This is a genomic window from Microcoleus sp. B6-A1 (assembly GCF_036705085.1).
GTDB lineage: Bacteria > Cyanobacteriota > Cyanobacteriia > Cyanobacteriales > Microcoleaceae > Microcoleus.
Genome location: NZ_JAUBTU010000142.1, coordinates 1 through 12,420, shown reverse-complemented (window position 1 = coordinate 12,420; position 12,420 = coordinate 1). Strand labels below are relative to the sequence as shown.

The 12,420-nt window shown below is 44.5% G+C and carries 11 protein-coding genes; 6 read left to right on the top strand and 5 right to left on the bottom strand.

Annotated elements, in window-relative coordinates:
• Nucleotides 1-271: 271 nt before the first annotated feature.
• On the bottom strand, nucleotides 272-964 hold the full coding sequence (ispD, locus tag QUB11_RS29890) for a 2-C-methyl-D-erythritol 4-phosphate cytidylyltransferase (protein WP_333206586.1): 693 nt from the start codon (nucleotides 962-964) through the stop codon (nucleotides 272-274).
• Nucleotides 965-1,136: 172 nt separating this feature from the next.
• Here ispD and QUB11_RS29885 point away from each other — a divergent pair, with 172 nt between their 5' ends.
• A complete protein-coding gene (locus QUB11_RS29885; RefSeq protein WP_333206600.1) occupies nucleotides 1,137-2,099 on the top strand; it encodes a glycosyltransferase family 9 protein in 963 nt (320 codons plus the stop codon).
• 143 nt (nucleotides 2,100-2,242) lie between these two features.
• Here the strand turns inward: QUB11_RS29885 and QUB11_RS29880 are convergent, their stop codons facing one another.
• The 3 genes from QUB11_RS29880 to QUB11_RS29870 are packed head-to-tail and all read right to left on the bottom strand — an operon-like array spanning nucleotide 2,243 to nucleotide 4,496.
• Complete coding sequence (locus QUB11_RS29880) at nucleotides 2,243-3,025, bottom strand: DUF4058 family protein (RefSeq protein ID WP_333206585.1); 783 nt, start codon at nucleotides 3,023-3,025, stop codon at nucleotides 2,243-2,245.
• Between the two features lie 58 nt (nucleotides 3,026-3,083).
• Nucleotides 3,084-3,803: a response regulator transcription factor gene (locus QUB11_RS29875; protein ID WP_333206584.1), complete on the bottom strand. Its 720-nt coding sequence runs from the start codon at nucleotides 3,801-3,803 to the stop codon at nucleotides 3,084-3,086.
• A gap of 54 nt (nucleotides 3,804-3,857) precedes the next feature.
• Nucleotides 3,858-4,496: an ATP-binding protein gene (locus QUB11_RS29870; RefSeq protein WP_333206583.1), complete on the bottom strand. Its 639-nt coding sequence runs from the start codon at nucleotides 4,494-4,496 to the stop codon at nucleotides 3,858-3,860.
• Nucleotides 4,497-4,789: 293 nt separating this feature from the next.
• Between QUB11_RS29870 and QUB11_RS29865 the strand changes: the two genes are divergently transcribed.
• The 5 genes from QUB11_RS29865 (at nucleotide 4,790) to QUB11_RS29845 (ending at nucleotide 11,984) form a co-directional block, all read left to right on the top strand.
• The gene (locus tag QUB11_RS29865) at nucleotides 4,790-6,208 is read left to right on the top strand and encodes an ATP-binding protein (protein ID WP_333206582.1); all 1,419 of its coding nucleotides are present in this window, start codon (nucleotides 4,790-4,792) and stop codon (nucleotides 6,206-6,208) included.
• A gap of 1 nt (nucleotide 6,209) precedes the next feature.
• Nucleotides 6,210-8,504 (top strand): WD40 repeat domain-containing protein, encoded by a 2,295-nt coding sequence (locus QUB11_RS29860; protein WP_333206581.1) that lies wholly within the window; start codon nucleotides 6,210-6,212, stop codon nucleotides 8,502-8,504.
• 1 nt (nucleotide 8,505) lies between these two features.
• Nucleotides 8,506-9,969 carry a WD40 repeat domain-containing protein gene (locus tag QUB11_RS29855; protein WP_333206580.1) on the top strand — a complete coding sequence of 488 codons (1,464 nt, stop codon included), beginning with the start codon at nucleotides 8,506-8,508 and terminating at the stop codon, nucleotides 9,967-9,969.
• Complete coding sequence (locus QUB11_RS29850) at nucleotides 9,966-11,111, top strand: AAA family ATPase (RefSeq protein ID WP_333206579.1); 1,146 nt, start codon at nucleotides 9,966-9,968, stop codon at nucleotides 11,109-11,111. Before QUB11_RS29855 ends, QUB11_RS29850 begins: the two co-directional genes overlap by 4 nt.
• 291 nt (nucleotides 11,112-11,402) lie before the next feature.
• Entirely contained in the window at nucleotides 11,403-11,984 is a 582-nt protein-coding gene (locus QUB11_RS29845) for an HAD family hydrolase (RefSeq protein ID WP_333206578.1), read from the top strand.
• 15 nt (nucleotides 11,985-11,999) lie between these two features.
• Here the strand turns inward: QUB11_RS29845 and QUB11_RS29840 are convergent, their stop codons facing one another.
• The gene (locus tag QUB11_RS29840) at nucleotides 12,000-12,248 is read right to left on the bottom strand and encodes a sensor histidine kinase (RefSeq protein ID WP_333206577.1); all 249 of its coding nucleotides are present in this window, start codon (nucleotides 12,246-12,248) and stop codon (nucleotides 12,000-12,002) included.
• Nucleotides 12,249-12,420 lie beyond the last annotated feature (172 nt).

Here is a 12,420-nt window from a genome sequence, read left to right as displayed (position 1 = left end):
AACAGGCAAGATGCCTGTTCCACAACTAACAGATTATTGAACATTGAACAGGCAAGATGCCTGTTCCACAACTAACAGATTATTGAACATTGAACAGGCAAGATGCCTGTTCCACAACTAACAGATTATTGAACATTGAACAGGCAAGATGCCTGTTCCACAACTAACAGATTATTGAACATTGAACAGGCAAGATGCCTGTTCCACAACTAACAAATTTTTGATTGTGGAACGGGCCGGAGAGCCCGTTCTTAAAAATACTCAACACATTCTATTTACTCGGATCTGTTCTCTGTCGCAAAATAAATTCCGCTAGTGCTAAATCAACGGGAGTTGTGACTTTCAAATTCGTCTCTTCTCCCTCCACAATTTGCACTGGTAAACCGCATTTTTCAAACAAAGCCGCATCGTCTGTAACTTCCCAACCTTTTTGTCGCCCTTCTTCGTGACACTGCTTTAACAATTTCACTTCAAATCCTTGGGGAGTCTGGGCCGCCCACAAATTGCTTCTGTCAGGGGTGTCTCGCACGATCCGACGCTCATCTACGACCTTAATCGTATCCTTGACCGGGATGGCGACAATCAAGCCCGGACAGGTCAAGAGGGCCTCTGCAGATCGATCGAACAATTCAGCAGTTGCCAAACACCTCGCGCCGTCGTGAATCAACACTCGATCGGCATTGGGCGGCAAAGCTTGCAAACCGTTGTAAACTGACTCTTGCCTGGTGGCGCCTCCTTGAATCAGTTCCACGGGCTTAACCAAAGATAAATCGCTCAGAATTGCTTTAAAATCAGGAAAATCGTCTGGCTGGCCCATGATGCCAATCCAGCTAATGTGCTGCGAAGCTTCAGCCGCAGCCAAAGTCCAACTCAGCAAAGGTTTAGAGAGCAAAGTCAGCAGCAGTTTGTTCCGCTGACTCCCCATCCGTCGCCCCGAACCCGCTGCAGGAATTAATAAGTGCATTTACTAACCGTTTTTAACCCAACTAGATATATATAATAAGAGCGTCCTGTACTTTTGAGTCAGTTGTTTAGCTGTCAGCCAGTAGCTTTTAAGGTCTAGAAATACTATAAGCTGATAGTTGAGAGCCGATCTCTGAGAGCTACCTCGATCAATAATAGCCCGATCGTTTATGATGCGAATACTAGCACTTGTCCCTGGCGGGATTGGCGACCAAATTTTATTTTTCCCCACTCTTGATGACCTCAAGCAGTCTTATCCCGACGCGCAAATTGATGTCATCGTGGAACCGAGGGCAAAGGGTGCTTACCGAGTCTGCAAGTCGGTCAAAGAAGTCTTGACGTACAATTTCAAAGACCGCAACGCTATGGCAGATTTGGGCAATTTACTGGGCGTAATTCGCGATCGCGAATACGAAGCAGTTATTTCCCTAGGCCAGCGGTGGACTGTAGGGCTGCTGCTGTGGCTGACCGGCATTCCGCAGAGAGTTGGCTATTCGGGAACCAATGGCGCTCGATTTCTCACCGCTGCGGTACCGCTGAAAACTGAACAGTACGCGGCTTCAATGTACCACGATTTGCTGCAAGGATTTAACATTACAAATCCTTGTCCGGCGATCGCAATTAATGTACCAAAACAGGACATTCAGTGGGCGGAAGCCGAACAGCAGCGGTTGGGGGTAAAAGAAAGCGGCTACATTCTAATTCACGGCGGTTCCAGTCAATTAGCTGTGTCTAAAGGTATTGACAAAATTTACCCTACAGACAACTGGAAGCAAATAATTGAAGATTGTCAGCAGCGGCAGCCGAATTTGCCAGTTGTTGTTGTGAAAGGCCCCGAAGATGCAGAGTTCGTGACAAAGTTAGTCGAGTTATGTCCAAAAGTAAAAGTTATCTCGCCGGATGATGTCGGCAAGTTGGCTGCCACTATTGCTGCTGCTAATTTGATGATATGTACTGACAGTGCGCCCATGCACTTAGCTGTGGCGGTTCAAACTTATACAATAGCTTTGTTTGGCCCGACTGAACCGGCGAAATTGTTGCCAAAGAGCGATCGATTTTTGGGCATTAAATCTCCTACTGGCAAAATGGCGGACATCTCTCCTCAAGATGTTTTGAAGAAGGTTTGGGGCGGCTAAAAACCAAGGTTCGTAGTAAGGACTTTAGTCCTCTCTTTTTGAGCTGGTTCCCAGCCCAAAAAGGACTAAGGTTCTCACTACAAACATTCTTTATTAGGGTAATTGCCCAGACATGATATTACTCACCCTAAAAGCGCTGTAATTTACCGCCTGCCTATTTCTCGCAGCAATTCATCAGCCCAAACTCTATCTTCTTCCTTGAAACGGGGTACAGGTTCCCGATCGTAGTTTAATGTTAAATCAAATCGGGCGCGATCGTAAACCCCCATTAACAAACTCTGTAAATTCAACTCCGGTTCTGCATCTCCTGACTGCAAAGGAATGCTAAACACGGGAATTTCATCTCTAAGATTAAAAGCATATAATTGCGCTTGCGGCCGCTGATTTGATTTGGCGATCGAGATTCGGTAATCTGTCTGCGGAATTTCGCTGGTAAACGGCAGATATTTTCCGCTTCTGAGCAAATCTATCTCTACCAAATGCGTGAGAGTTCCTAAAACTTTCTGCCGCTTGTTAAGGTAAGCAGTTCTTCCTTCACCGGCACGTTTGTTAGCGGGAGACAAAATTTCAATGACTGTCACCACCCTGCCAGTTGTTACCTCTGTAATTTCTAAATAACCTTCCCTGCATTCTTCAGAAATTGGCAGAGTTACTGTTACAAATTCGGTGCGGGGCGGTAAAGTCATCACTGCTGATTGTGTCTGGGTTGTTGTCCTTGCAGCGACTACAGATACATCGGGAATCGCTATATCAACAGAGTCTTCCCCACCGCTCATATAAGTGCGTTTTTCGATCGCCACTCGATATTGCTGACTGAGATTTTGCTCTATGTCATCGGCGATTGCAACGATCAAACGGTGGTGTACTTCGGGCCAAAATTCGGGATTTTCTAAATAAGGGTTCATCCCTGGAAATGGAGAAGGCATTTTAGTACCTCATGGGCTATCGATTTAATTCAATTATACAATATCGAAAGTGCTGAGCTTAGGAAATTGCCATTGTAGTGCGCGAGGGCGGATCGAACCTGTAACCGTAACCCCGAATTGTTTTAATAAACTGCGACGCATTAGCATCAACTTGAATCATTTTCTTGCGAATCTGGCCGATATGTACGCTAACAACGTTCTCTTCTCCTGTGTCATTGCAGTTCCACCCCCAGATTTTTTCGATTAGCTGTTGGCGACTCCAAGATTGACCGGAATGACTTGCCAAAAAATACAAGATCTTAAATTCCAAGGTTGTTAACTTGACAATGCGATCGTTGAGTGTTGCTTCCCGGCGCCCTGAATCGATCGCAAATTGATCGAATACAATACGTGATGGAGTGACAGGCCTCATCCGTCTCAACACAACTTCTATACGAATTGCCAACTCTGCCAAACCAAAGGGTTTACAGATATAGTCATCAGCACCTGCAGACAGGACTTTAAGTTTATCAGCTTCGTCTGTGCGACTGCTTAGCATGATCACAAAAACATTAGTACGGCGCTGCATTTCCTGGCAGAGGTGATAACCTGTAGTATCTGGTAAATTCCAATCGAGAACGACTAGCAGTGGCTTTAATTTCTCAAACAATTCTAAAGCCGTCTCGCCATCTGCTGCCGAATCTACTTGATATTTCTGATTTAAAAAGCGATGAACTAGAGTGCGGATGGAAGCGTCATCATCCACAACGAGAATCTTGGGAGTAGTATCAGTAATCATCACAAAAAAGTTTCTTTTTCTTGTAAATTTAAAGCTGGCCATTTCCGAACAGCTTTAGTGAAGAGTAAAGCCCAAGTCGTTCCAACTAAACAGATTTTTTTCTGGCAATTCTTCTTTCAGCTTAGTCTTGAGGTCAAAAGGCTTTCCCCAATCCCATATTTCGATCTCTAGGCGTTCGTTAAATACTGCGATCGCCAGCTCGATTTTCGGATTTTCTACTGACCGATTTGTGTGGGCGTGGCGAACCGCATGGGCAAAACCCTCGATCGCAGCAAGTTTACAAAGCTGCAAAACTGTTTCGGGAATGGGTAGAAGCTCTAAAAAAAACTGCTCAACCCACCATAAAACTTGAGTAACAGCCTTGAGATCGCTACTTACTTGAAGCTTTATCTTGTGAAGAGGCTGGTTATAACTTCGATCGGATTGGGGAGTTCGTTGCTCTTGAAGCCAGTTAAAGCTATGTAAAACGTCGATTGCACGCTTAAAAAAATCCGCTTGAGTGCTAGGTTCGGGTGATACTATACCGGGCTGAAAATATTTGACAATTAACAGACAGTTTCGACCGGCAGACGTGCGGGTATAACTTAGCTCATCGGCAATTTTGCCAATAAGTTTTATACCTATTTTGCCTATTTCATCGATTTCGCTAAAATCTTCGTCACCGTGCGAGTTTCCGAATAATTTAAAATTCATTTGACTGACCTCTCTTGTTTATCAATAACTGCTTGTCTGTGTTCTGATCAAATCATCGCATCACTTTAATTGAGTGAAGTTGACCAGAGGTATAAACTTAGGTCTATTAGAGGTCGGTATAATCAAAGTATAGTCAAGGTATAATTAAACTACTGTCATGCAGAGTCCCTATCCTTCGCAAGAATCAGGACTGGGAAGCATTCCAGCCGTCTAAGAGATCCTTGGCAAGGCTCAGGATGATTTAAGTGCATGACGCGTAAGTTGTAATAAAGTTATATTGGGGGTTAACCTAGATGGATTGGCAAGAATTCCTTACAGGCGAATCTGGGAGACATGAATTATCTATGGAACAAACAGAAACATTATTAGCACTCTTCTCTCGTGAAAGAGTACCCCTAAATCAGACCGAGCTTTCATTAACATTAAGCATATCAGAACCTACTGTAAAACAGCGGATGGGAGAGATTTACAGGAAGTTTTCAGCCAGTTTTCCAGAACTTGATAACCACCAAGGTGCAGGTAAGTCGAGGATTCTGCATACTAAATTAAAACAGAAGTATTATCAACCATCACAACCAGTAGTTGCCCCCTACCCTGAAGAATTTATATCGTTAATAGAAGAAAAAATTCGCAGGTTTTGCGGGCGCGGATTTGTTTTTGAGACTTTTGAGCAATTTATCACCGACAATCCTCACGGTTATTTTACAATTATCGGGGATGCGGGAATGGGGAAAAGTTCGATCGTTGCCAAATACGTCTGGGAACATAAATCTCCCTGCTATTTCAATATTCTCGTCGAACGGCGCAACAGACCAGAATTGTTTTTGAAGAGCATTCGCCGCCAATTAATTGACCGCTATCAATTGCCAAAATCAGAAGACGCCGATTTACCAACTTTACTGGCACAGGTGGCGGGAAAACTCACGGCTGGCGATCGTTTGGTAATTGCAATTGATGCACTGGATGAAGTTGAACAAGAAGCGGGAGAAAATCTTTTACATTTACCTACAACTCTGCCCAATAACATATATTTTTTACTGACGAGGCGACCCTATAACCTCGGCAGAAAGCGGCTATCTGTATCGCCGGGAGTTCCGGTAAAAGAGTTAGATTTAAGAAATAGCAAGTATGTTAATGATAATCAGGAGGATATTAAAGAATATATTCGATTTGTTATCAACAGCGATTATGAGTATCAAAATGGACTCAGAAAATGGATTCAAACCCGCCGCATCCCTGATATAAATTTTGTCGAGCAAGTGGCAAACAAAAGCGAAAACAATTTTATGTATTTGCGGTATGTTTTGCCTGCAATTGCTAAGGGCGATTACAATGACCTGAATTTACAGGAATTGCCCGATGGGCTGCAAGATTATTATCAAAATCATTGGGTGCGGATGGGGATGGAAGCTAAGGCCGGGCAATTGATGGAGAATGTCTTGTATATTTTACTAGAGATTGGAACGCCGATTCCCTGCGAGATGATTGCTGGAATTGCCGAGGTGGATGAATGCGAGGTGGCACAGATTTTAGAAGATGAGTGGGTGGAGTATTTGAAAAAGCAAAATGTAGAGAAAGAAATCTGCTATACCATCTATCATGCTAGTTTCCTTGACTTTCTGAAAACCAAACGGGAGATGGATTCAAATCGGAGAATTTTTCGGGAAGTAAATCAACGGATTGCTGAGTATTTAGAAAAGGGGATGGCGTGAGATGGGAGAATTTGCTGACAAGTTAGCGGCCAAACCACTTTCCTATCAACGTGCTTATCTGGGGAGCTTACTGCCAAATTATGTCAAGTCAGGGAATTTAGAAAAGTATTATCAAAAACTGACTGATTTTAACTTTCTGATGGCAAAGATTCAGCATCCTGAGTTTGGGTTGCAGGCACTTATTGATGATTTCAATTTGGTTGACGATTCAGAAGCAGTAACTCACCCAGAATACAACTCAGAAACAGCGAAAGCCCTGAACTTGATTCAAAGGGTACTGTGGATGTCAGCCGATATTTTGGATGGAGATAAGACGCAACTGGCAGGGCAATTGTTAGGGCGCTTGTTGCACTTTAACATTCCAGCAATTCAGGCAATGCTAGAGGTAGCCCAACAGTGGAAAGCTGCAACTTGGTTGCGTCCTTTGACACCCTGTTTAACTTCCTCTCGCAGAGGATTGCTACGCACCCTAGAAGGTCATGGCGATTCGGTTCATGCAGTAGCCGTCAGTGCTGATGGGAAGCGGGCGATTTCTGGTTCATATGACAAAACCCTCAAGGTCTGGGATTTAACAACTGGAAAGGAACTGTTTACTTTCAATGGTCACAGCTACTCAGTCCATGTAGTAGCCATCAGCAGTGATGGGAAGCGGGCGATTTCTGGTTCATATGACAAAACCCTCAAAGTTTGGGATTTAACAACTGGAAAGGAAGAGTTTACTTTCAATGACCACAGCTACTCAGTCCCATTAGCCGTCACTGCTGATGGCAAGCGGGCGATTTCTAGTTCAGATGACAACACCCTTAAAGTCTGGGATTTAACAACTGGAAAGGAAGAGTTGACCCTCTATATCTATGGTTGGAGAAACTCGGCAAGCTTCGTAAATGCAGTAGCCGTCAGTGCTGATGGCAAGCGGGCGATTTCTGGTTCATATGGCAGCATTCTCATGGTCTGGGATTTAACAACTGGAAATGTATTGTTTGCTGCCAATCGGAGTCACTCCTACTCGGTAAATGCAGTAGCCTTCAGTGCTGATGGGAAGTGGGCGATTTCTGGCGGAGATGACAACACCCTTAAAGTCTGGGATTTAACAACTAGAAACGAACTGTTTACTCTTAGTGACAGTGATTCGGTAAACGAACTGTTTACTCTCAATGGTCACAGTGAATCGGTAACAGCAGTAGCCGTCAGTGCTGATGGGAAGCGGGCAATTTCTGGTTCATTGGACAAAACCCTCAAAGTCTGGGATTTAACAACTGGAAACGAACTGTTTACTCTCAATGGTCACAGTGAATGGGTAACAGCAGTAGCCGTCACTGCTGATGGCAAGCGGGCGATTTCTGGTTCAAGAGACACAACCCTCAAGGTGTGGGATTTAACAACTGGAGATGAACAGTTTATTCCCAATGGTCACAGCGACTCGGTACATGCAGTAGCTGTCACTGCTGATGGCAAATGGGCTATTTCTGGCTCAAATGACAACACCCTCAAAATCTGGGATTTAACAACTAGAAACGAACTGTTTACTCTCAAGGGTCACAGTGGCTCGATAAATGCAGTAGCCGTCACTGATGATGGCAAGCTGGCGATTTCTTGTTCATATGACAAAACCCTGAAGGTCTGGGATTTAACAACTCGAAAGGAACTTTTTGCTCTCAAGGGTCATAGTGGCTCGGTAACAGCAGTAGCCGTCACTGGTGATGGCAAGCTGGCGATTTCTGGTTCAGATGACAACACCCTCAAAGTCTGGGATTTAACAACTAGAAACGAACTTTTTACTCTCAAGGGTCACAGATACTTGGTAAAAGCAGTAGCCGTCACTGGTGATGGCAAACGGGCAATTTCTGGTTCAGATGACAAAGCCCTCAAAGTCTGGGATTTAACAACTGGAAACGAACTGTTTACTCTCAATGGTCACAGCAACTCCGTAAATGCAGTAGCCGTCACTGCTGAGGACAAGCGGGTGATTTCTGGTTCAAGAGACAACACCCTCAAAGTCTGGGATTTAACAACTGGAAACGAACTGTTTACTCTCAATGGTCACACCTACTTGATCAATGCAGTAGCCGTCACTACTGATGGCAAGCGAGCGATTTCTGGTTCATTTGACAAAACCCTCAAAGTCTGGGATTTGTTGAGTGGAAGTGTCATTGCGAGTTTCACGGGTGAAAGCCCGATCGCCTGTTGTGCTATTGCACCCGATGGACTCACAATTGTGGCAGGCGACGCATCGGGCCGCGTATATTTCCTGCGACTAGAAGGGATTACTGAGTATTTAGAAGAGGGGATGGCGTGAGATGGGAGAATTTGCTGACAAGTTAGCTGCCAAACCACTTTCCTATCAACGTGCTTATCTGGGCAGCTTACTGCCAAATTATGTCAAGTCAGGCTATTTAGAAAAGTATTATCAAAAACTGACTGATTTTAACTTTCTGATGGCAAAGATTCAGCATCCTGAGTTTGGGGTGCAGGCACTTATTGATGATTTTAATTTAGTTGACAATTCAGAAGTAGTAACTCACCCTGAGTACCGAGAAAAAGCGAAAGCCCTGAACTTGATTCAAGTGGTACTGTGGATTTCAGCCGATATTTTGGAGCGAGATAATACCCAACTGGCAGGGCAATTGTTAGATCGCTTACTTGACTTTAATATTCCGGCAATTCAGGCAATGCTGGAGGTAGCCAAGCAGGAAAATGCCGCAGCTTGGTTGCGTCCTTTGACACCGTGTTTTACTCCCCCTTGGAGTGGACTACTACGCACCCTCGAAGGTCACAGCGACTCAGTAAATGCAGTCACCGTCACTGCTGATAGCAAGCGGGCAATTTCTGGTTCGTGGGACAACACCCTCAAAGTCTGGGATTTAACAACTGGAAAGGAAAAATTTACTCTCAAAGGTCACAGCGACTGGGTATATGTAGTAGGCGTCAGTGCTGATGGCAAGCGGGTGATTTCTGGTTCCAGAGACACCCTCAAAGTCTGGGATTTAACCACTGGAAAGGAACAGTTTACTCTCAAAGGTCATAGCCACTCAGTATATGTAGTAGCCGTCACTGCTGATAGCAAGCGGGCAATTTCTGGTTCGTGGGACAACACCCTCAAAGTCTGGGATTTAACAATTGGAAAGGAACAGTTTACTCTCAAAGGTCATAGCGACTTGGTAAATGCAGTTGCTGTCACCCCCGACGGCAAACGGGCGATTTCTGGTTCCACAGACAACACCCTCAAAGTCTGGGATTTAACCACTGGAAAGGAACAGTTTACTCTCAAAAGTCACAGCCAGTCGATAAATGCAGTTGCTGTCACTGCTGATGGCAAGCGGGCGATTTCTGGTTCCAGAGACAACACCCTTAAAGTCTGGGATTTAACCACTGAAAAGGAGCTGTTTACTCTCAATGGTCACAGCTACTCGGTAAATTCAGTAGCCATCACTGCTGATGGCAAGCGGGCAATTTTTAGTTCATATGATAACACCCTCAAAGTCTGGGATTTAACCACTGAAAAGGAAGAGTTTACTCTCACAGGTCACAGCGACTGGGTAAAATTAGTCGCTGTCACCGCTGATGGCAAGCGGGCGATTTCTGGTTCCAGAGACACCCTCAAAGTCTGGGATTTAACCACTGGAAATATCATTGCTAGTTTCATGAGCGACAATCCGATCGCATCTTGCGCCATCGCCCCCGATGGAGTAACAATTGTGGCAGGCGACGAATCCGGCCGCGTATATTTCCTGCGGCTAGAAGGGATGGAGGCACTAACATGAATTCCTCACCTCTCTCAACTCCCATCTCTACCGCTGCTTACCCAAAAGAATTTCAGCAACTCCTGCGAGAAAAAACCGAGAATTTTACAGGACGCCAATTTGTTTTTTCTGCCATTTCCGACTTTCTGAGCTCCCACAGCCGCGGTTATTTCACAATTGTCGGCACTCCCGGCTGCGGCAAAAGTTCCATCCTCGCCCAATATGTCAGGGCCCATCCTCGCAGTATCTATTACAACGCTGGAGTTGAAGGCAAAAATCGAGCTGAAGATTTTCTCGCTTCAGTCTGCACTCAACTGATTGACAAATACCTTGCCGCCAATGGGGAAACATCCGAAATTGTCAAGCTCAAATCTCAACTTCAAAATCTCGAATCCGATGATGGGAGTTGGTTTCTGTCTTTGTTGCTTCAGCAAATTAGCGATAAATTAGTCGTAGCTTGCGAGACGGTACGTCATCGCCAAAAGTTGATAATAGTCATTGATTCTGTAGACGCGATCGCCCGCACGAGTCAGCCTCCCAGCTCAAATCTGTTTTATCTGCCGAGATATTTGGGCGATCGTACTTATTTTATCCTCGCCCGCCGCCCGTTTTTGAGAGAGAAATCCGGTTTGTTAATTGAAACCCCCTCTCAAACACTCGATTTAAGAGATTATCCCGCCCAAAATCGGGAAGATGTCCTTAACTACATTCAGCAATACCTATCAACCGCACCGGATTTGACTCAACCCGAATTCTGCCAACAACTCGCCACTGTCAGCGAAAACAATTTTATGTATCTGAGTCAGATGTTACCTGCCATTAACGAGAATCCACACCCCGATGCTAATCTGGGGGAGTCCTCACTTCTCTCTGAACTTCCTTCCGGTTTAGCAGCGTATTATCAAAACCACTGGCTGCGGATGAGAGGTGATGCTTTATCGGCAGTTGACTTGTCTGTGCTGAATGTTTTGGTACGATTCCAAACAGGTTTGTCTGTAAGTGCGATCGCCAATATAATTGATCGGGATGAATACGATGTTGAAAAAGTGTTAGACACTTGGATCGAGTTCTTAAATAAACAAGAAATTGGAGGAGAAATTTGTTATAGTTTGTATCATGATAGTTTCCGCGAATGGCTGGAAAAACAATCTATTTTAGAATGACGATCGTACCTAGATTTTCGCTGTGCCAGGCTATAGTCTTCCTTGTCCAGTCTTCCCGATCCCCCCTAACCCCCCTTAATAAGGGGGGACAAGAGTAGTCAAAATCCCAAGCGGAAAAAGAGGAGGACTGGAACACTCAAAGTCAACCCCTACTCCCCTTCTTAACGGGGATTTAGGGGGATCTAGACTCGAATATAAACGATAGATACAAAGGTTGTTAGGCTTAAGTTAACACCAACGAACACTGCCGCATCCTCACCCTAAACCCAATTTTCAAGCAACAATACAACAATGAAACGAGCAGTATTTCTTGACAGAGATGGCGTTCTCAATATCGAAGTGGGCTACATCCACAAAGTAGAAGATTTGCATTTAATCCCCGGAATAGCCCAAGCTGTACGCCGTTTAAATGACCAACAAATATTTTGCTGTTTGGTTTCCAATCAATCGGGCCCAGCGAGGGATTATAATCCGATTAGCCACATAGAAGCTTTGCACAAACGCCTTTGTCAGTTATTAGAAAATGAAGCCGGAGCGAGGTTAGATGCTCTTTATTACTGTCCTTATTTAAGCGCAGCAGAAGGCGGAACAAACCCCGAATTTACGCGGTATTCGACTTGGCGAAAACCAAATACAGGGATGTTGGTAGCGGCGGCTTGGGAATACGATTTGGATTTGCGAAATAGTTTTATGGTGGGGGATAAAGCGACTGATGTTGATATGGCTCACAATGCCGGCTGTACTGGCATTTTGGTGCAGACTGGTTACGGAGAAAGTGTGTTGAGTGGGGAGTATCAGCATCATACTAAACCTGATTTTATTACAGCAAGTTTAGCGACGGCGGTGGAGTGGATTTTGCAACACTTTGATTAGTCTTTGTAGTGGGATTTAAGTTGTTTCTCGTTGAGTCTTACAGGAAAGGGCAACGTAAGGAAGGGCGACTGTGAAGGTTGTACCCACGCCCATTTTGCTTTCGCAGGCTATCGCCCCTCCTTGCAATTCCACAGCTTTTTTAACAATTGTTAATCCCAAACCGTTACCTTTAATCTTTCCAGTATTCTTGCATCGGTAAAACATTTCAAATATTTTCCCTACTTCGGTTTCTGGGATACCGATACCTTCGTCTCGGATACGCATAATTAATAAGGGAGAGTTAATATTTGTAAATTGGGAATTGCCAAACAAACACTGAGGAGATAAGCAAAAAATAGCTTCTTTGTCTCCCTCGCCAGCTAGGGCGTCGGTTCAGTATTATGACTTGACAAAAAAGACTGAAAATGATATGTGAATTGAGAAGCCTGTTAAATTC

Coding starts and splice junctions, on each gene's coding strand:
- ispD (WP_333206586.1), bottom strand. CDS start 964: ATGCACTTATTAATTCCTGCAGCGGGTTCGGGGCGACGGATGGGGAGT.
- QUB11_RS29870 (WP_333206583.1), bottom strand. CDS start 4,496: ATGAATTTTAAATTATTCGGAAACTCGCACGGTGACGAAGATTTTAGC.
- QUB11_RS29860 (WP_333206581.1), top strand. CDS start 6,210: ATGGGAGAATTTGCTGACAAGTTAGCGGCCAAACCACTTTCCTATCAA.
- QUB11_RS29880 (WP_333206585.1), bottom strand. CDS start 3,025: ATGCCTTCTCCATTTCCAGGGATGAACCCTTATTTAGAAAATCCCGAA.
- QUB11_RS29855 (WP_333206580.1), top strand. CDS start 8,506: ATGGGAGAATTTGCTGACAAGTTAGCTGCCAAACCACTTTCCTATCAA.
- QUB11_RS29850 (WP_333206579.1), top strand. CDS start 9,966: ATGAATTCCTCACCTCTCTCAACTCCCATCTCTACCGCTGCTTACCCA.
- QUB11_RS29840 (WP_333206577.1), bottom strand. CDS start 12,248: ATGCGTATCCGAGACGAAGGTATCGGTATCCCAGAAACCGAAGTAGGG.
- QUB11_RS29865 (WP_333206582.1), top strand. CDS start 4,790: ATGGATTGGCAAGAATTCCTTACAGGCGAATCTGGGAGACATGAATTA.
- QUB11_RS29885 (WP_333206600.1), top strand. CDS start 1,137: ATGCGAATACTAGCACTTGTCCCTGGCGGGATTGGCGACCAAATTTTA.
- QUB11_RS29845 (WP_333206578.1), top strand. CDS start 11,403: ATGAAACGAGCAGTATTTCTTGACAGAGATGGCGTTCTCAATATCGAA.
- QUB11_RS29875 (WP_333206584.1), bottom strand. CDS start 3,803: ATGATTACTGATACTACTCCCAAGATTCTCGTTGTGGATGATGACGCT.